At 46.3% G+C, this 19,536-nt stretch carries 15 protein-coding genes; 9 read left to right on the forward strand and 6 right to left on the reverse strand.

Translation table 11 applies throughout. The features are described from left to right. Positions 1-15 precede the first annotated feature (15 nt). The 4 genes from LDX50_RS02625 to LDX50_RS02640 all read left to right on the forward strand — a co-directional run bounded on the left by LDX50_RS02625 (position 16) and on the right by LDX50_RS02640 (position 5,944). A complete protein-coding gene (locus LDX50_RS02625; RefSeq protein WP_225696851.1) occupies positions 16-1,200 on the forward strand; it encodes a DmpA family aminopeptidase in 1,185 nt (394 codons plus the stop codon). Between the two features lie 73 nt (positions 1,201-1,273). Continuing rightward, entirely contained in the window at positions 1,274-3,727 is a 2,454-nt protein-coding gene (locus LDX50_RS02630; RefSeq protein WP_225696852.1) for a S9 family peptidase, read from the forward strand. A gap of 30 nt (positions 3,728-3,757) precedes the next feature. Next, positions 3,758-4,282, forward strand: a complete 525-nt coding sequence (locus LDX50_RS02635) for a GNAT family N-acetyltransferase (RefSeq protein WP_225696853.1) — start codon at positions 3,758-3,760, stop codon at positions 4,280-4,282. Positions 4,283-4,294: 12 nt separating this feature from the next. Then, positions 4,295-5,944: an amidohydrolase gene (locus LDX50_RS02640; protein WP_225696854.1), complete on the forward strand. Its 1,650-nt coding sequence runs from the start codon at positions 4,295-4,297 to the stop codon at positions 5,942-5,944. Here LDX50_RS02640 and LDX50_RS02645 read toward each other — a convergent pair whose 3' ends face one another. Beyond that, positions 5,945-6,613: a hypothetical protein gene (locus LDX50_RS02645; RefSeq protein ID WP_225696855.1), complete on the reverse strand. Its 669-nt coding sequence runs from the start codon at positions 6,611-6,613 to the stop codon at positions 5,945-5,947. Between the two features lie 63 nt (positions 6,614-6,676). After that, positions 6,677-8,380 carry a sulfatase-like hydrolase/transferase gene (locus LDX50_RS02650; protein WP_225696856.1) on the reverse strand — a complete coding sequence of 568 codons (1,704 nt, stop codon included), beginning with the start codon at positions 8,378-8,380 and terminating at the stop codon, positions 6,677-6,679. Between the two features lie 97 nt (positions 8,381-8,477). Here LDX50_RS02650 and LDX50_RS02655 point away from each other — a divergent pair, with 97 nt between their 5' ends. Beyond that, positions 8,478-9,134, forward strand: a complete 657-nt coding sequence (locus tag LDX50_RS02655) for a peroxiredoxin family protein (protein WP_225696857.1) — start codon at positions 8,478-8,480, stop codon at positions 9,132-9,134. Between the two features lie 7 nt (positions 9,135-9,141). Here the strand turns inward: LDX50_RS02655 and LDX50_RS02660 are convergent, their stop codons facing one another. The 4 genes from LDX50_RS02660 to LDX50_RS02675 are packed head-to-tail and all read right to left on the reverse strand — an operon-like array spanning position 9,142 to position 16,940. Further along, complete coding sequence (locus LDX50_RS02660; RefSeq protein ID WP_225696858.1) at positions 9,142-10,788, reverse strand: dipeptidyl-peptidase 3 family protein; 1,647 nt, start codon at positions 10,786-10,788, stop codon at positions 9,142-9,144. Between the two features lie 53 nt (positions 10,789-10,841). Beyond that, on the reverse strand, positions 10,842-12,233 hold the full coding sequence (locus LDX50_RS02665; protein ID WP_225696859.1) for a DUF2231 domain-containing protein: 1,392 nt from the start codon (positions 12,231-12,233) through the stop codon (positions 10,842-10,844). An 8-nt stretch (positions 12,234-12,241) separates the two neighbouring features. Next, complete coding sequence (locus tag LDX50_RS02670; protein WP_225696860.1) at positions 12,242-13,672, reverse strand: DUF1501 domain-containing protein; 1,431 nt, start codon at positions 13,670-13,672, stop codon at positions 12,242-12,244. A 1-nt stretch (position 13,673) separates the two neighbouring features. Then, positions 13,674-16,940: a DUF1553 domain-containing protein gene (locus LDX50_RS02675; protein ID WP_225696861.1), complete on the reverse strand. Its 3,267-nt coding sequence runs from the start codon at positions 16,938-16,940 to the stop codon at positions 13,674-13,676. A 320-nt stretch (positions 16,941-17,260) separates the two neighbouring features. On the opposite strand from LDX50_RS02675, the gene LDX50_RS02680 reads away from it, so the two are divergent. The 4 genes from LDX50_RS02680 to LDX50_RS02695 all read left to right on the forward strand — a co-directional run bounded on the left by LDX50_RS02680 (position 17,261) and on the right by LDX50_RS02695 (position 19,510). Beyond that, positions 17,261-17,653, forward strand: a complete 393-nt coding sequence (locus LDX50_RS02680; protein WP_420828558.1) for a pentapeptide repeat-containing protein — start codon at positions 17,261-17,263, stop codon at positions 17,651-17,653. Positions 17,654-17,744: 91 nt separating this feature from the next. Then, positions 17,745-18,242, forward strand: coding sequence for a signal peptidase II (gene lspA / locus LDX50_RS02685; protein WP_225696863.1), 498 nt, complete (start codon positions 17,745-17,747; stop codon positions 18,240-18,242). A 92-nt stretch (positions 18,243-18,334) separates the two neighbouring features. Continuing rightward, a complete protein-coding gene (locus LDX50_RS02690; protein WP_225696864.1) occupies positions 18,335-18,736 on the forward strand; it encodes a hypothetical protein in 402 nt (133 codons plus the stop codon). A gap of 216 nt (positions 18,737-18,952) precedes the next feature. Then, positions 18,953-19,510: a GNAT family N-acetyltransferase gene (locus LDX50_RS02695; RefSeq protein WP_225696865.1), complete on the forward strand. Its 558-nt coding sequence runs from the start codon at positions 18,953-18,955 to the stop codon at positions 19,508-19,510. Positions 19,511-19,536: the final 26 nt, after the last annotated feature.

Below are 19,536 nucleotides of genomic sequence, written 5' to 3' on the forward strand. Positions count from 1 at the left end.
AACAAATTTACCGCAATGCCAAAGAGCCTCCTGACCGTAGGTCTACTCCTGTTCATACTTCCATCTTTTCTTTTTTCACAAAAACCACGGGCCAGAGACCTGGGTATTCCTTTCACAGGTGAAACCGGACCTTTGAATGCCATCACCGATGTAGCCGGCGTCGAAGTGGGGCACAGCACCATCATACGCGGGACAGGTGAAAACAAGGTGGGCGAAGGTCCTGTACGAACCGGTGTAACCGCCATTTTCCCACGTGGAAAGGAAGGAAAGTTTAACCCGGTCTATGCCAACTGGTATAGCCTGAACGGAAATGGCGAAATGACAGGAACCACGTGGGTAACAGAATCCGGATTTCTCGAGACCCCAATTATGATCACCAATACCAACAGCGTAGGCGTTGTTCGGGATGCAGTTTTAAAATGGTTTGTTGAAACCGATTGGTATAAAGGTGAGGACTGGTGGTATACCTACCCCGTGGTAGCGGAGACCTATGACGGTTTTTTAAATGATATTTATGGGTTTCATGTAAAAGAAGAACATGTAAGTGAGGCGATTACCAACGCCAAAAACGGACCCGTAGCTGAAGGCAACGTAGGAGGCGGCACTGGCATGATGTGCCTTGGGTTCAAGGGAGGAATCGGAACATCCTCACGAATCATAACAATGGGATCCGAAACCTATACGCTCGGGGCACTGGTCCAGTCAAATTTCGGGTCGAAACGAAACCTCACCATTGCCGGTGTACCTGTTGGCATGGAACTCCTTGATACCCTGAATTATGTTTTTAATGCTCCGCCCCAATCACGCCGTCAGGAGGGTGACGGATCAATTATCGTTATTGTAGCAACAGATGCCCCTTTACTTCCGCACCAGCTAAAACGGATTGCGCAGCGTATACCGCTGGGAATAGGTGTTGTTGGCGGTCGTGGAAGTAATGGATCCGGTGATATTTTTCTTGCATTTTCTACTGCGAACAGCAATGCATTCAGCAGGGAACCCGGCACAGAATCCGTAGAAACACTTTCCAATGATCGAATCACGCCGCTATTTGAGGCAACTGTACAAGCAGTCGAAGAAGCAATCATCAACGCCATGGTCGCTGCAGAAACCATGGAAGGCATTAATGGAAATAAAGCTTATGGATTACCGCACGACCTTTTGATAAAGGTCCTGAAGAAGTACAACCGGATCAGTGAGTAACTTACCTGCATTATTGCGTATCTTTATTTCTGCAAACGATCTGTATTTTGAACACCAAACCACACGCTAGCTCATGAGAATCGTACTTACTTTGCTTGTTTTAATTATCTCCTCCGGAATTTATGGCCAGGAGGCCCTCACCTATCAAAAACCACCGAAAGAAATACTGGATCTTGTTGATGTACCCCTGGCTCCTTCGGTCCTGCTGGATGAAAAAAAAGAATATATGGTTTTCCTGTATCGGGATGCGTATACAACCATTGCAGATCTTTCACGGGAAGAGTTGCGGTTAGCGGGCTTACGCATCGATCCCAAAACCAATATTGGAAGCCGCGTTCGTTATGTGAATAATGTGAGCGTTCAAAAAATTAAGGACGGTGAGGCCATTCCCGTGAAGGGTCTTCCTGAAAATCCGAGGCTCACCAACTTCAGCTGGTCTCCGGATCAGACTATGATCGCTATGACCCACACCACCGATGAGCATGTTGAATTGTGGGTTTTGGATCTGAAAAGCGCATCAGCGCGACGTCTCACATCAAAACCCGTCAATGCTAACATGGGTGATGTGATCAATTGGTTTGAAGATGGCTCATCATTATTGGTAAAATTCATTGCTTCAGACCGTAAGCCCCTGATCAATACCGAAACTTCCACCCCTTCGGGACCAACCATTTCGGTGAATGATGGAAAGAAGGCACAAAACAGAACTTATCAGGATCTCCTGAAAAACAAGAATGACGAATTTAATTTTGAACAACTCGCACTTTCGGAATTATGGAAAGTGAAGATGGATGGTACGACTGAAAAATGGCTGGGAAGTAACATGTACAGCAGTATCAGCTTTTCTCCGGATGGAAATTATGTGATGGTTGAAACAGTAAAGCGGCCTTTTTCCTATCTGGTGCCATACTACCGTTTTCCAGCCACGACAGCGATATATGCAAATGATGCAAAGATGGTTTCCACTGTTCTTGAGGTACCTCTCATTGAGGATCTCCCGCAAGGATTTATGGCAACCCGTACCGGTCGCCGAAATATGAACTGGAGGGCCGACCGTCCGGCGACACTTGTCTTCGCTGAAGCACTGGACGGGGGAGATCCGGAAAATGAAGTTCCATTCCGTGACCAGGTATTCACGCTCGAAGCGCCTTTTAATGGAAAGCCCACTCCTTTGGTTAAGACCATCAACCGCTTCAACGGAATCATGTGGGGCAATGAAAATATTGCCCTTGTATATGATAATTGGTGGAATACCCGGAATACGAAGACCTACATTTTCGATCCTTCCAATCCGTCAAAGGATCCGGAAATTCTTTATGACCGAAACTATCAGGACCGGTACAGCGATCCAGGAAGGTTTGTTACAGAACAGAACGAATGGGGAAGCTATGTGATGGCAATAGACGGTAACGACGTTTTCCTGATCGGTGACGGATACTCTGAAGAAGGGCAGTTTCCTTTCGTTGATAAGCTGAATCTCAAAAGCAGGGAGACCACCCGGCTATATACTTCCACCTTTACCGATAAACTTGAAAACCTGAGTGATTATTCACCGGGAAAAAACAGGCTTCTCGTGCGAATTGAGTCGCCTACCGAATATCCCAATTACTATTTCAGGGACCTGAAAAGTAACAAGACCGAACAACTGACTAATTTCGCGAATCCGTTCAAAAGCCTCCAGGATGTGCATAAGGAGGTCATCACATACAAACGGGCCGACGGACTGGAATTGTCCGGTACATTATACCTGCCGGTGGGTTATGACAGAACCAGTGGAGAAAAGCTTCCGATGATTCTGTGGGCGTACCCACGGGAATACAAGGACAAAGCAAGTGCTGCCCAGAATACGCAAAATCCCAATGAGTTCACCTATCCGTATTGGGGATCCCCCGTATACTGGGTAACCCGGGGTTATGCAGTCCTGGATGATGCGGCTTTCCCCATCATTGGAGAGGGAGATGAAGAACCAAACGACTCTTTCCGTGAACAGCTGGTCTCGAATGCAAAAGCCGCCATTGATGCGGTGGATGATATGGGATATATCGATCGAAACCGTGTAGCCGTGGGTGGTCACAGCTACGGCGCTTTCATGGTGGCAAACCTGCTTTCACATTCAAACCTGTTTGCTGCAGGAATTGCAAGAAGCGGAGCATACAACAGAACCCTCACCCCCTTTGGTTTCCAAAGTGAAGAACGATCGTACTGGGAGGCGCCTGAAGTTTATTATACCATGTCGCCATTCATGCATGCCGACAAGATGAAAACCCCGCTGCTGCTGGTACACGGAGAAGCAGATAACAACTCCGGAACTTATCCCCTGCAAAGTGAGCGCTATTTCAATGCCCTCAAGGGCCTTGGGGCCACTGCAAGGCTTGTGATGCTCCCAAAGGAAAGTCATGGATATCAGGCAAAGGAAAGTATTTTGCACCTTTTGTGGGAACAGGATCAGTGGCTTGAAACCTATGTGAAGAATAAGCCCGCAGAGCCTGTGCTACCTGAAAATACCGATGTTACCAACGATCAGTAAACAAGTGCAGATTCTGTTGATTGTCGGGGTATGTCTAACATCCATTTGAAACCTGTACTTGCCAGCGAAATAGGGGAATTGGCGGAAATCAGTTACCGGACATTCGATGAGGCCTTCAGGCATTTGAACAACCCGGATGATTTCAATGCCTTTATCGCTGAAGCGTTTACTATTGAAAAGATTTCCCATGAGTTTCACAATCCTGAGGTGGAATTCTATTTCGCAAATGCCGGCGATGAGCGGGCCGGATATATGAAGCTCAATCATGGTAATGCCCAAACCGAACATGAACTTGACAATGCGCTTGAAATTGAACGCATTTATGTGGACAGTAAATTTCAGGGAATGAAAATCGGCGAATTCATGGTAAACTTTGCCATTGAAAAGGCGCTTCAAAAAAAACATGACTGGATTTGGCTTGGGGTCTGGGAAAAGAATACCAGGGCCATCCAATTTTATGAACGTCATGCATTTATCAAATTCAGTAAGCATACCTTCATCATTGGAAACGATCCGCAGACAGATATCCTGATGCGGCGGAGCCTTAACCTCTAACCTAAAGCCTGAATGAAAAATCATCTTAGAAGTACCATACTTATCCTCACAATATTCTGTACGATCATTGCCTGTAAACCGGATCCTGCAGAAACAGTTGTATCCGGAAAAATATGGACGGGCAATCCGGAAATGCCTTTTGCTGAATCCATGGCCATAAAGGATGGTAAAATCCTGGATATTGGCACCAAAGACCAAATAACAAAGTATATCGGGGAAAAAACCGGAGTATTCGACCACCCTGAGGGCCTGATCACACCCGGGTTCATTGATTCACATGTTCATTTTTTAACAGGCGGTTTTCGTTTGTCTTCCGTACAGCTCAGAGATGCACAAACCCCGGAGGAATTCGTCAATAGAATTCAGGAATATGCGGCAACAGTACCGGCCGGTACATGGATCATGGGCGGAGACTGGGATCATGAAAACTGGGGCGGAATCCTGCCCTCGAGGGAATGGATTGATTCGGTTACTGCAGATCACCCCGTCTGGATTACACGCCTCGACGGACATATGTCACTGGCCAATTCAAAAGCACTGGAATTGGTAGGAATTGATAGAAGCATTCAAAATGTGGAAGGCGGAATGATCGTTCGCAATGAAAATGGTGAATTAACAGGTATCTTTAAGGATAACGCCGCTTTTTTGGTAGAAGAAAACATCCCGGAGAGATCAGCTGCCGATAAAGACAGGGCGCTTCAGGCAGCCATGCGTTATGTAGCTGAGAACGGTGTTACCACCGTCCATGATGTGTCTGCAGATCCTGAAATTTACCAGCGGGCAATGCAAAACAATGAGCTGAAAACAAGAATCTATGCAATAACATTCCTATCCAAATGGCAGTTACTGAACGATTATATTAAAGATAACGGCCGCGGCAATGAATGGCTGTACTTTGGAGGATTGAAAGGATTCGTTGACGGTTCGCTCGGGTCGCATACGGCGGCTTTCTTTAAGCCATATTCCGATTTACCCGCAGATTCAGGTTTGCTGCTTAATCCGGAAAAAGATCTGTACAAGTGGATTTCATCTGCCGATTCCGCCGGACTTCAGGTAATGATCCATGCCATAGGGGACCGGGCCATCAATACCCTGCTGAATATTTATGAACGTGTTGCGACTGAGAACGGGCCTCGTGACCGCCGGTTCAGAATTGAACATGCCCAGCACATAGCTCCTCAGGATATTTCCAGGTTCGCAGAACTGGATGTTATTCCGAGCATGCAGCCATACCACGCGATTGATGATGGCAGATGGGCGGAAAAACTTATCGGACCTGAACGGATCAAAACTACTTATGCCTTTAAATCCCTGTTTGATTCTGGCGCACAGCCCGCTTTCGGCAGTGACTGGTTTGTCGCACCTCCTCTTCCTTTAGAAGGAATTTATGCAGCAGTTACCCGACGCACCCTGGATGATCAGAATCCGACCGGCTGGGTACCGGAACAAAAAATAAGCGTAGAACAAGCGCTGACTGCTTATACCCGAAATGCCTCCCGAGCAGGATTCAGTGAAACAAGAACAGGAATGCTGGCAACACAAATGCTGGCTGATTTTGTCGTAATAGATCGTGACTTGTTTTCAATTGAGGCAGAAGAAATCCGCGATGCACAAATTCTCGAGACCTGGATTGATGGTAAACCAGTGTTCACCCGGGAATAATTAATACAACCGTACCATAATGCCCACCTGCGGGATCAGCATACGTGGATAAGTTGTTCTGTAGGAATATTCCAGCTGGTCTATATCGGATGTGTCGATGGTATGCGGATCCACGTGTTTTACTTTGCCACTGAAGATAAGTTTGCAGCTTGCCCTCAGGACCACCGAACCTTTCCCCCACTGGAAACCAGGCACGAACCCAATATTTGGCGTGACTTTCGATTTGTGATAGATGATCTCATTCTCAAAATCATTGAATAATAACTCAAAAAATGAGCGGTTCGACTTTGTTGAAACATTGAGTACACTCAATCCTGCCATCATTCCAATAAAGGGCTCAAATTTTCCCAACCGTGGCACATATACTGCAATGGCATCAACCGTGGTAAAATGGAAAACAGTCTTTACATCAAAATCATCTCCATTGATGAGCATCTCATCCCTGACCTTCGCATATCGTATTGTACCAACATCCAGTCCGAACGACCATGCTCCGTCCACCGAAGGAACGTAGGTTGCATAAACTGAAAAGCCGGGAGAAGACTGTAAATCCCCCAGCTGATCCCGGAATGCGCCAAGAGGGACACCATAGGACATGTCAACACCGAAATGAACGCCATCCTCCCGATCCTGCGCAAGAAGATCAGCTCCGGTCAGAATAATCAGCATTGGTATCATCACGAACCTTAGCATCTCATATTAGTCGGTTGTATCTGCGTTTATTACAGCAAATTAGTTGCCAACATTTTTTTTGAACAGGATAATTTCACTTCGTAAAAATCCGGGTCTGTGAGCTACAGCCTCAATTTCAGTTCCCGGATTTGAAGGGAAGGGTTTTGAATAAATTTCCCAGGCGGAATTTACTTCTGTTCCACCGGAAATCCTATAGCCCACCGAGGCTCCCGGAGTGCGGCATTGTATGATAATTTGTCCGTCCCTATCCACGCCGATCTCCGGGTTTGCTGTTCGGGGCTGTGCACCATCCGGCCAAATCTTAGCAATCAGATCACTTTCCTGAATCAGGCCGGTATCTTCAAACCCGGAAAGCCATGTATCCATGGCAGTTCTCATTTCTTCAAGTACCGGCGCATAGGATTGATCCTGCGCCAGGTTTGTCAGTTCAAAGGGATCGTTCTTCAGATCATACAATTCTTCCGGCTCCTTCACAGGATCAAACCAACGGGCCTGTTCCGGAGTAAGATTTCCTTCTTCCCTCAGCCTGAGTAATTCCTGCATGATGGACATTTGCTTCCTGTATGAAAGGTCAAGATAAACCGGCTGATCGGTCATATAATTTCTGATGTATTTAAAACGGTCATTCCGCACGAATCTTCGCCTGTCATATTTTTCATCAAATCGGTCGGCAGCGCCAAAAACGAAAGCAGGCTCTTCAGTACGCGCATATTTCCCCATGAAAGCCGTACCATCCATGTAGGCTGGTGGTTGGATCCCTGCAAGACTTAGCATCGTTGGCGCCAGATCAATGAAACTAATCATTCGGTCATCCCGCATTCCGGCAAACTCGCCGCCCGGGAATCGTATGATCATTGGCACCTTAACACCGCTTTCGTATAAAGCCCGTTTTTGTCGTGGCAGCGGCCCGCCATGATCAGAATACCAGATAACTATGGTACTGTCAAGTAAGCCGTCTGATTCCAGCTCTTTCAGCACCCTGCCAACCTGGAAATCCATCTCCAGAATATTGCTGTACATTCTTCGCACATCAACTTTCGCAGCCTCAGTATCGGGAAGATAGGGCGGGACTGGCACCTTGAGCGAACGGGCAACCCAAAGACTGTCTTCTGCCTTGGCCCAGATCCGTGACTCATGGGTTACCTCGAAATTAATAACCGAAAAAAAGGGCTGTCCTTTTTTCCTGTTCCGCCAGGTGGCTTTCCGACTGTTATCATCCCAGGCAGTCATCGTCTTCCTGAATTGATAATCCTGTTTATTGTTGTTGGTACAGTAATAGCCTGCCTCTCTCAGCAATTCACTGAACATCTTAACTCCCTCCATTGGGATTGCTTCATACGCCTGAAGGCCCGGCGGCATGTATTGGGCATAGGCTGCGATTGTTGCCTGTGGAATATCATCTGAATACCACGGACCGGTACGCATATGGCTCGCACCGATGTGGTTTGCGTACATGCCCGTTATTATTGCCGCGCGGGCAGGAGCACAAACAGGATGAGGCGTGAAGAAATTATCATAAACCACTCCTTCTCCGGCGAGTTGATCCAGGACCGGTGTAACAATGGTGGAATCTCCGTACGGCGGAATAGTTGGTGACATATCCTCCGCGACAAGCCATAATATGTTGGGCCTGAAATCCGGTGAAGGGTTGATCACCTGCGCAGGAATTGTCTCATTCCGTTCACCGGAACAACCTAAAAGTAAAAATACAATCGCGAGGAGCGGAAAAGATATAACTTTCATATTTCAAGATACAAAATCATCGAGCATTGGCATCAATAGATATTTCCTTTTTAATGTGGTCTGCAGTTTGTAATTTCATGAGGTAACATCCCTGATCATGAAAATATTACTGTTATTCCTGTCAATCTTGTTTTGTACCCCCTCGTTAGCCCAGAAAGAAGTGAGAATGGCCGGCGACACAACCAATGAGAAGTTCATGAACTCGGTGAGAACCCTGGAAAAACAGGGCTGGAAGGTGGAGATCGTTTCGGAATCGGAGATAACCAACAGCCAGGCAAAGAGATCCTCAGTCAGGGAAAATTATGTTGGCAAACAGGTACCTTCCTTCATTCTTTCGGATATCAACGGAAACAATATATCTTCTGAAGACCTGAAAGGAAAGGCTGTTCACATTAATTTCTGGAGTGTCACCTGTGCACCCTGCATCGAGGAATTTCCTGAGCTTAACAAACTCCGTGAAAAATACCAGGAAGATGGCGTGGTCTTCCTGGCTATTGCCCCGGAATCAAAAACCAAAGTGAACAAGGTGCTTGAAAAGAATCCGTTAAACTATACTGTGATCGCTGATGCCGCGAATTATTTTAAAGAAGTCGGCATCAGCGGCTACCCTGTGAACTTCTTCGTGAACAGCAACGGCATCATCACCGAAGTAGCAGAAGGAAGCCGCTATAAAGGTGAAATGATTGACGGTAAGATGGAAATGATCCCTGATAATTTCAACACCTACAACAAAATCATCAAAAACCTGGACTGAGTTTCATTCAAAGCCCGAGCACGTCCACGCCCTGATTAAATACAATATCAACCGGGATTCCCAGAGCAGAAAGTCTGTCAAGATCCAACTGCAACTCATTACCTATCACGGCCTTTTCATTTACAAGCGCAGCAGCTGCATCATAATCACCATTACCCTGGATTGTGAGGATTTCATTGCTTAGCGCATTCATGGCTTCCTGCATTTTATCAAAATCAATCGAATAGTAGCCTGACTCGGCATTTTTTGAAAACGCCCCCATGTCCTGGAAGTAATTAAATCTTATCATATTGGCTTTTCCGTGTGCGCTGCTTGCACCAAATCTTACAGATCTGAAAATACTTGCCATGAAGGTCACATAATGCGACATCAGGTCCTCATCAATCTCGCCTTTTTCATGCAGGGCCGTCACCATGTATAAGCCCAGTACGTCTGCCTTACCTTCCTCCAGGGCCGAGGCATGTTCCTTGAGACTTTCACGAACGGTTCCGCTCCCATTCACGGTATTCTTTATTCCAAGTCCGTGAGCAACCTCATGAAACATTGTGTTCCCGAAAAAGGCATCAAACGAAATGTATTGCCGTTGAGAAGGATCAATGAGCTCCTTGGCTAATGGAACAAGAATCTCATCGAATTTGGCCCTCATAGCGTTTTTCAACTGGGACCGACGTGTACCTTTTTCAAGCTGCACCTTTTCATCATTGGGCAGGTTAACGGCAATGGTTTTGGAACCCGCATTGCAGTCTCCCGCATAGTAGACAACATCATAGGCATTCAGCTGTGATTCACTGCCGGGTTCCTCGGCTTTATATGTTTCATCAACGGGTAGTCCGCGCTGCAACTCAGGAAGCATAGCCGCATATTTATCCAGTCGTGCGCTCCATTCTTTATCTTTAACCAGCACATAGGTTTCGAAGGCAGCCTTATAGCCGAACAGTTGGTCTTCATAGGTTTCGATCGGACCGGTTATGATGTCGATCGAGTTGGATTTCATATCCATCCATGCAATATCACTCGCATAATAATCATTACTCAACAACGCATCCGCACGCAAAAACAAATACTTGCTGAATGCCTCGTCATCAGTGAGTTCACCTGCCTGCCTCAGCAATCCTGCCGCCTTTTGCAAAGATTCGCCGTAGGCTTGCGAGTAAGGGATCGAATAAAGCTCCCCGTTTTCATTCCGTCGTAATATGGTGTACAACGATGTTTTATCAGCAATGGAAGCCTGTTCGAATTCCTCCTTTGTCATATCCTCAGGATAGAAATTAGCCCCGGCCGGTTTCTCCCCTACTCCGTCGATGAACGGCTTATTATTATCGAGGCGATCCCACGGACCGTAATTAATTCTCGCATATTCCTGTAATCCGCCACTTACCGCAGAAATGAGTGAATCCTTCTTTCCATATGCCTGCTCCCAGAATAGCTCATCCATGATTTGCGCAACTTCGATGAGGATAGGTATGACCTTTTTATCATTATCACTGAGTACCGTCAAATCCGTCGTAAGAGACACATCGGTATACTTGGACAGAAGTGCTTCCGTACCGGAAGTTTCGGCAGGAGGTGCCTCAGATGATTGATCATTTGAAGATTCTGAGCTGCATGCGATACATGCCAGCACGATAAGCAGTAAGTAGGATATATTTTTCATGGCCTTGTTGATTTACGACCAATTTAATAAATCCTTTCGTGTTTCGGGAATGATTATTTCGATGTGGCCACTGCCGTCGAATCTATGGGAGCAAACGAGAATCCGCGTTCTATCCTGATATGGGGATATTTGCTAACAGACTGTTCCACAAACTCCTCGGTAACCTGCGTTTCCCAGACATAAATCCTGTTCAGAGATGGCAATTCCAGCAATTTTTCCAGTCCGGAATCTGTTATTTGAGTGCCATAAATATTCAGCGTTTCCAGGTGTTCAAGATTGCTGATGAACGCCGCACCCTCGTCTGTTATGGGGTTATCGTGGATGTCGAGGCGGACCAGATTTGTGAAGGCTGCCAGGCCGCTAAGGCCCTCATCTGTTAGTTTCTTTCCATGAAGATCGGCAAAAACAATGTGTGAACCTGCCCGTGAAAGCGTTTCCATATCCTCTGCAGTAAGACTATCACCGGTGAATCTCACATCCAGGAAATTATTTGACTCAGCCAAGTGATTTGCCACAAACCCGCGCGCGAAGAGCTCCTGAAGGATGGTTACATCGATACTATCGATAGTTACCCGTTCATAATAAGGCTTTGGCGTATAATCCAGGCCGTAGTCCCGGTTAAGCAAGACAGCCAGCTCTTCATTGATCTCCTGGTAATCAAACCGCATGGCACTATCGGCACCCTGTTCAATCCAATACTTCAGGATCATGATCTCTGTATAATTAAGTGGATCTCCGCTTGGGGGCATAAATTTTCGATCTGAAACAGGAAGACTTATCCGACGGAATATTTCGCTGTTGGCAATACTTTGTCCCGTCACCGGGGTACCCGTCTCCGCCTCTTCAAAAAGATAGTCATACCTGGTCGCATCAAACCCCCCGAATGCCTCCTTTCCCGCGTGGCATGAGACACACTTTTGATCAAGGATTGGCTTAATGATATCATTATATATAACAATTGAATCTGGATGCAGATCTGAAAGGTTAGAACCTTGATCTACATTTACAAGGCGCTGAACAAATGCCGGGGCATATTCAAAAAGGTAGTCTTCGCCATGTGTTAAATTTCCCCCGAAATGACCGGTCACCCCGACAAGAGTCGTAAGAGCGAGTGTCGACAGGATCGAAATGGGCGGACTTATTTCAGGTTTTCGCTTCAGAAAATAAAGAACCAAAGCACCCAACATAGTACTTATGCCGAGCCATTTGTGCAAAGAAAGGGCCTCGGTGGGATAAGCGTTGCTTTGAGAAAGAAGCAATCCGGAGATAACCGCAAACACTGCAGCAAAAAAACCGATGAGGTAGCTTAATTTAATGGGCTTATCAAGCGAATCGTTCTTTCGGATAAATCCGATCAGTTCCAGGAGAAACCCCAGAATGATCATACCAATGGGAAGATGTACGAATATCGGGTGAAACCGCCCGGCGAAAAGTTCGAATTCCATAAATCAGATCAGGTGAGAATATCTTTAACAACTTTACCATGCACATCAGTCAGCCTGAAGCGACGTCCCTGGAATTTATAGGTAAGCCGTTCGTGATCAATACCCAGAATGTGCATTAATGTAGCGTTCAGGTCATGAATGTGCACGGGGTTTTCGGTAATATGATATCCAAAATCATCTGTCTCTCCGAAGGTAAATCCTTTCTTTACGCCAGCTCCCGCCATCAGAATAGTAAAGGCGTCGGAATGATGATCCCGTCCGAAATTATCCTTGGTCAGCTCTCCTTGTGAGAAGCTGGTACGTCCGAATTCTCCTCCCCAGATCACCAGGGTATCTTCAAGAAGACCGCGTTGCTTCAGGTCCATGATCAGGGCTGCAGATCCCTGGTCAACCTCCTGGCATCGCTTGCGAATACCTTTCGGCAAATTGGAGTGATGATCCCATCCCCCGTGATATAACTGGATAAAGCGGACGCCACGCTCCGCAAGACGGCGTGCAAGAAGGCAATTGGCCGCAAAGGTGCCGGGCTTTTTACTGTCCTCACCATACATTTCATAAATATAGTCGGGCTCTTCTTCCACATTCATTACTTCAGGAACGGATGTCTGCATGCGGAAGGCCATTTCATATTGCGCCATTTTGGCTGTGATAGTGGGATCTTCCCATTCATCATACCCGTTTTTCTGCAGTTTCTGAAGGTAATCCAGCTGCTCCCGCCGGGTGGCTTCCTCAACTCCCGGAGGATTCGTGAGATATAGTACAGCATCCTTGCCACTTCTGAATCTTACGCCCTGGTATTCGGCCGGCAGGAATCCACTTGAATACAATCGTGAGAAACCGCCTTCATTGCCCTTGGTCATCAAAACGATGTAATTGGGAAGGTTCTCATTTTCCGTTCCAAGTCCGTAGCTCACCCAGGACCCAAAGGTTGGTCTCCCAGGAATTTCTGAGCCCGTATGCGTAAACATCTGGGCAGGTTCGTGCTGAACGGATTCTGTAAACATAGATTTTACCATGCATAGCTCATCGCATGTCTGTGACATGTAGGGCAACAAATCGCTCATCCACATCCCGCTCTGTCCGCGCTGTTTAAAATCGACCAATCCCTTAACGATCGGCAATGTAGCCTGTGTAGCGCTGGTAGATGTGAGACGGTCGCCCAGAACGCTGTCCGGCAATTCCTGCCCATGCATTTTATGCAGGAGCGGTTTATAGTCGAACAGGTCAATCTGCGAAGGGGCCCCAATCATATTCAGATAGATAATACGTTTTGCCCTTGGCGCAAAATGAGGTCCCCGAACTCCACTGGCAAGTGCATTGCCCAGTGCAGAAGCAGGGTTCAGCAGGGAGGCAAAAGAAAGTGCCCCAAGTCCGAGCGAGGCCTTTGTGAAAAAGTCCCGTCGTGTTATGGGTTTATGATCGTGATCGTGACAATGCATATTATCTTTTCATATAAGATTCGTCGTAATTAAGTATGGTGTTCGCCACCAGGGTAAGGGCTGCGGTCTTGTTTTTATCCAGCGACTCATCCCATTTCTTATCACCTATGGACAATAATGAATCCGCCATAGCCGGATTGGTTTCAAAACGTTTAAGCGATGCCTGATAATGCTCTACGAGCACATCCAGCTGCTGATCCGATGGGTGCATGCCGGTCGATAACCTGAAGGCATAGCTGATCTGGTTGGGAAGTTCATCCGGAGATTCCTTCTGAACCCGTTCAGAAAGAACTCTTGAGGCCTCCACAATTTGTGGATCATTCAACAAAGTAAGTGCCTGTAGCGGGGAATTGGTTATATCCCTCCTGATCAGACAATATTCCCTGGCGGTTGCATCGAAATTCGTCATGAACGGATGAGGGGCAAAACGTCGTACAAAGGTATATAAACTTCTTCGGTACAGATTTTCCGCCGAATCACGCTCATACTTCATTAGCTGGAAGGAGGTCTGACTTAACTCATCCCATAATCCGTCGGGCTGGTACGGCTTTACACTTGGTCCGCCCACGTGTTCATGAAGCAAACCGCTTACAGCAAGTGCATTGTCCCGTATAACTTCTGCAGGCCAGCGATAGGAATTGCTGTGCGACAGGTAAATATTTCCCGGATCCTGCTCAATGATATGCTTTGGCGCAAAAGAAGACTGACGATACGTTGCTGACATCACCATCATTTTGATGGTTCTGCCTACATCCCAGCCATTCTCAATGAAGTCGGCCGCCAACCAGTCGAGCAATTCCGGATGGGTAGGCCGTTCGCCCTGATTTCCAAAGTCCTCAGGTGTACCTACAAGACCCCTTCCAAAAATCATTTGCCAGTAACGGTTAATGGCTACACGTGATGTAAGCGGGTTTTGCGGGTTCGTCAGCCACTGAGCCAGTCCAAGCCTGTTCCTGGGATAATCCTCCGTAAAGGGCAACACATGTTCCGGAGTCCCGGGTTCGACGACCTCAAGGTGTTCATTGTAAAGTCCTCTGTCAAGAATGTACGTCTTCCTGGGGTTTTTCATTTCTTCCATGACCATCACCTGCTTCACACTGTCGATGATAGTGGTTCGCTGCATTCTGATTTCACGAAGTTTAGCGGCCTGCTGCTGAATGGCCGGGTCATGCAGAACGGCATACTCTTTTTCCCAGCTTTCCGGAATTTTGACAGGAACGTTGTTTGCCAGGGATGCCATTTCAAGTTGAGACAGCTGTCGGTTAAAAATCCGCACATCATCAATCATTCCCTCGAATAAACCGACATCAAAAGTCCAGATTCTTTTGCTCCTGCCCACCATGACCGGAATCGTGTCGGTCTTCATGGTATACCCTCGTACAGGTTTCATGGAACGTTTTAACCTGTCTTCCTTAAGTTTCATGGCGACCTTCTTGCCATTCAGGTAAATGGAAACTCCATCGGCGCTTTGTTTTCCATCATAGGTAAAGCCAATCTGGTGCCATTGATCAGGAGTCACCGTTTCTTCCGATACTACATGAATAAAGTCATCCGGCAGACGATGTATCAGGCGAACAGAAATATGGGCAGTTGAATCAAGTGCCAGCTCCCAGCCACGGTAATCAGCGATATAGGGCCCGCTGTTGCCAATGATGGTTTGGGTCGGCCCCTTGCCAGATCGGGTAGTATTGGCCCAGACATTTACAGAAAAAGGGTCATAATGGTTGAACTCACCTATCTCGTTTAATTCTACATAATCGTACTCGTCATTCAGAACGAGTGCGTTACCGAACTTACCTTCAGCCAGGTCGACATTCAGCGTACCCTCTGCCTTTTTATTGCCGTCGAGTAATTTAATATCCTCGTATTCCTTCTTGGCCTTTTTATTTTTCTTTTTGATCTCCTTTTTGTAATCCTCAATCTTGTCAAATGGATAATGGCCTATTTGTCCGTCGATCTTTCCATCCGGATCAAATGATGCGAGGTACTGCCGGATATTTTCGATTTGTTCAGCGCTTTTATGAAGCGCATCCTCTTCTGCATTGATCACGAACTCCAGGGAATCAAATTTCTTCTTCTGATCCTCGTCGAACAACAGCAAGGTAGGTGCACGGTCTGCATCGGTGGGTGACAATCCACGCTCTTCGGTGGTATTGAAAAAAGCAGAGAGCTGGTAGTATTCTTTCTGACTAATCGGATCAAATTTATGATCATGACAACGGGCACATTCAATGGTCAGCCCGAGGAATGCCGTACCTGCCATACCTGTCCGCTCCGCAATATATTCAACCCTGAATTCCTCATCAATGGACCCCTGTGATACTTCCAGCGGGTTCATGCGGTTAAAGGCTGTGGCAATACGTGTCTCGCGGGTAGGGTTTTCAATCAGATCCCCGGCAAGTTGATAAGTGATGAATTTGTCGTAGGAAAGGTTTTCCTTAAAGGCTGAAATCACCCAGTCCCGGTATGGCCATGAGGTACGGGCGCCATCAAAGGAAACACCCTGCGAGTCGGCATAGCGGGCCACATCCAGCCATTCAAGTGTCATTCGTTCCGCATAGGCATCCGAGGCCATCAGCCGGTCGACTACCTTTTCATAGGCATCCGGAGATTCATCGGACAGAAAAGCATCTATCTCCCCGACGGTAGGAGGCAGACCGGTAAGATCAATTGTTACCCTTCGGATTAATCGTTCACGTTCAGTTTCATCGGAAGGTTCAAGTCCCGCTTGTGCAAGTTTCTCCTGAATAAACTGATCGATGGGGTTCACGGTTTTCCATCCTTTTTGAGCAGTTGGAATCTCCGGTTTCTCAAGTGGAATCAGGGACCAGTGCGGTTTCCATTCAGCCCCCTGATCAAGCCATTTGGCAATGATCGCAATTTCTTCTGGTGTCATGGATAACTCCGAATCCGGCGGAGGCATCATGTATTCAGGATCGGAACTTATGAGACGGTGAAAAACTTCGCTCTTCGACAAGCTTCCTTTAACGAGCGCGTAGTTGCCGCTTTTGAGTTTTCGGAATGCTTCCTCTTCAATATCCAGCCGGAGATCAGCCTTGCGGGAATTCTCATCCGGACCGTGACACTGATAGCACCGGTCTGAAAGTATGGGTTTTACATCAAAATTATAATCGATGCGTTCCGGAAGGTTTTCATAGGCAAGGTCCACTTCTTCCGGAAGGTCTGGCTTGCAACCAGTGAGGACATAAATACAGATGACAATGGACCATAAAAATGATCCTCTGATGGAAAGGGAAGGGTTGATCATGTTAGGTGTTAAGGCCAAAAAAGCACTATTGAATACAATGTAATGATTTTTTTCAGGATTACCATCAGGAAATTATGAGTACTAAACTTTTATTTTATTCATAATCAATCAGTTCCGCGATGGTATGCTGTTTTATAAATTTGAGTATGGCTGAATATTATACGGATAAAATTTTTGATGGAACCGCTTTTCCTGAGCCCCCGGCGGGCGAGTTCGATTCTTGCACGTTTCGCAATTGCAACTGGAGCAACAAAATACTGAATCAGAATGTATATACGGATTGTCAGTTCCTGGATTGTGACCTTTCAAACATTCATGTTATGGACACTACCTTTTCTGATTCGGTATTTACCCGCTGTAAAATGATGGGGGTCCGTTTCGATGAGTGCAACAGCTACCTGTTCTCTGTTTCTTTCCATGAATGCCGTCTCGACCTGTCTTCCTTTTTCAACAGAAGGATGAAGCGCACCCCTATCCAGTCGTGCAGCCTGAAGGAATGTGATTTTTCAAGTGCGGACCTGAGCGAAACCGCATTTCATGAATGTGACCTGGAAGGAGCCGTATTTGAAAATTCCATTCTCGAGAAATGTGACTTTCAGACAGCAGGGAAGTATATAATTGACCCGGAGAGGAACCGATTGAAAAACGCAATCTTTTCTGCTCATAACCTGGAGGGCTTGCTGATGAAGTATCATATCAGAGTTAAAAGATGAAGTGCATGATTTTGCCCGGCGGGTAATTGATTCAATTTTATAGGGCTGAATTATCGGGAAGTTGTATTTTTGAAACTGTCGAATTTACTGTATGAATCAACTTACCCGCAATATCATTCTTCTCCTCCTTTTACTGGCTAATGTAGGCTGTGATCAACTAAGCAAGGGCATTGCACGTGAACAACTTGATTATCACCGGCAAACAGAAGTTTTAGGAAGTTTTCTATCATTAATCAAGATTGAAAACACAGGAGCCTTCCTGAGTTTAGGTCATAACTGGCCGGAATGGATCCGTCTTACCCTGCTTACATTCCTTCCCATATTTTTTCTTTCGGCCGGACTGTACATTTTACTGACAAACAGAAAAATGAGCCTGTTAACAGCATCCGGACTGGGATTCATGCTGGGTGGTGGCATTGGAAATATGATCGACCGGTTGCTTTATGGATCCGTTACCGACTTTCTGCACATGGACCTGGGCCTTTTTCGCACCGGTATATTCAACCTGGCTGACGTTTCCATTATGGTGGGTGTCGGGCTCATGATCCTAGATCAGTTCATCACTAAAAATAAGGTGGAAACTATTTAAGTTTAGTTCAGGGAACCCGGAAAGACCTGTAAAAACACGATTCACTTCTGGCATTTTATTTGTGATTACTGGAGTAATAAATCACACCGCTTATGAAGGCCTTCACCCTACTCATCATAACCTCTTTCTTTGTTTTTGTTGCTAATGCCCAGGTGTTCGTCAACCAGACCAACATTAACCTCGAACCCGCTACGTATTGTTCAGTAAGGCTCGGTAGCGGCCTTTTCATGAACGGTTACCATGCCTTTGTAGATTACGGACAGTCTGTTCAAAACTCAAGGAATCGCGTCATGACCGATGAATATGGAGAAAAAATGGTATTACATTCGAAAATACATCTACTGAATTTCATGGCATCCAACGGCTGGAAATTCGTGGAAGTCCTTGAGGATTCTGACGAAGATGGAACCTCATTTAACTATGTCTTTCGCAAGGAAGACACCCTGATCACCAAACTGAGCATGGAGGAATGGGACTGCATTCCCCAACTTTAACGCTCAGCAACTGCCATTTGGTAAAGACCTCAGATAAGTCAACCCACACAGAAGAAGATCTGATGGACTCAATTTCAACATAGCTAAACCTCGCAATGCCGACACATGAGTTGATTATGGAAATCCGGGAAAACGATAATTTTTTTCAGGTCCGTTGCAATCAGGAACATTAATAACATTAAATTTTACTGAAGAAGAAACAAACCCGTTTGTCAAATGAAGTACTTACTGGAAGGCAAGGAAAGTGAGCGGCTGTTTTTCCGAAAGGTTGATCCGTCCGATTTTGACATCTGGCTGGCATTTCATGAATCACCGTTGACGCATATTCACTGGAATGAGCACCGGGAATCACCCCGCCGACAGTGTGAACTTTGGTTTGAGAAGCAGCGACACCGATACGAAAATGACCTCGGAGGCATGAATTCACTCATCGAAAAAACAAGTGGAAAACTCATCGGTTATTGCGGATTACTGGTTCAGGAGGTAGACGAGACCACCGAGCTGGAGATTGGTTATTCATTGCTGCCGGAATACTGGAACCGGGGCTATGCATCGGAAGCTGCCATATTTTGTCGGAACCAGGCTTTTGAGAATGATTGGTGGGGGTCTGTTATATCCATCATTGCCCTCACCAATATTCCTTCGCAAAAAGTTGCCATGAAAAATGGCATGCATCTGGAAAAAACCACGAAATATAAGGACAATGCCGTTTATATTTTCAGAATTAAAAAGAAGGAATGGCAGGACTTGTCAACACATCCTGCTGAATCCTGAACTTCTCCGACTCTCTTCAGAATACA

This window comes from Fulvivirga sedimenti, assembly GCF_020328055.1.

Bases quoted from the DNA above. Each gene is read 5' to 3' on its own strand.
- LDX50_RS02625 (WP_225696851.1), top strand. From the start codon at position 16: ATGCCAAAGAGCCTCCTGACCGTAGGTCTACTCCTGTTCATACTTCCA.
- LDX50_RS02630 (WP_225696852.1), top strand. From the start codon at position 1,274: ATGAGAATCGTACTTACTTTGCTTGTTTTAATTATCTCCTCCGGAATT.
- LDX50_RS02635 (WP_225696853.1), top strand. From the start codon at position 3,758: ATGTCTAACATCCATTTGAAACCTGTACTTGCCAGCGAAATAGGGGAA.
- LDX50_RS02640 (WP_225696854.1), top strand. From the start codon at position 4,295: ATGAAAAATCATCTTAGAAGTACCATACTTATCCTCACAATATTCTGT.
- LDX50_RS02645 (WP_225696855.1), bottom strand. From the start codon at position 6,613: ATGCTGATTATTCTGACCGGAGCTGATCTTCTTGCGCAGGATCGGGAG.
- LDX50_RS02650 (WP_225696856.1), bottom strand. From the start codon at position 8,380: ATGAAAGTTATATCTTTTCCGCTCCTCGCGATTGTATTTTTACTTTTA.
- LDX50_RS02655 (WP_225696857.1), top strand. From the start codon at position 8,478: ATGAAAATATTACTGTTATTCCTGTCAATCTTGTTTTGTACCCCCTCG.
- LDX50_RS02660 (WP_225696858.1), bottom strand. From the start codon at position 10,788: ATGAAAAATATATCCTACTTACTGCTTATCGTGCTGGCATGTATCGCA.
- LDX50_RS02665 (WP_225696859.1), bottom strand. From the start codon at position 12,233: ATGGAATTCGAACTTTTCGCCGGGCGGTTTCACCCGATATTCGTACAT.
- LDX50_RS02670 (WP_225696860.1), bottom strand. From the start codon at position 13,672: ATGCATTGTCACGATCACGATCATAAACCCATAACACGACGGGACTTT.
- LDX50_RS02675 (WP_225696861.1), bottom strand. From the start codon at position 16,940: ATGATCAACCCTTCCCTTTCCATCAGAGGATCATTTTTATGGTCCATT.
- LDX50_RS02680 (WP_420828558.1), top strand. From the start codon at position 17,261: ATGGACACTACCTTTTCTGATTCGGTATTTACCCGCTGTAAAATGATG.
- lspA (WP_225696863.1), top strand. From the start codon at position 17,745: ATGAATCAACTTACCCGCAATATCATTCTTCTCCTCCTTTTACTGGCT.
- LDX50_RS02690 (WP_225696864.1), top strand. From the start codon at position 18,335: ATGAAGGCCTTCACCCTACTCATCATAACCTCTTTCTTTGTTTTTGTT.
- LDX50_RS02695 (WP_225696865.1), top strand. From the start codon at position 18,953: ATGAAGTACTTACTGGAAGGCAAGGAAAGTGAGCGGCTGTTTTTCCGA.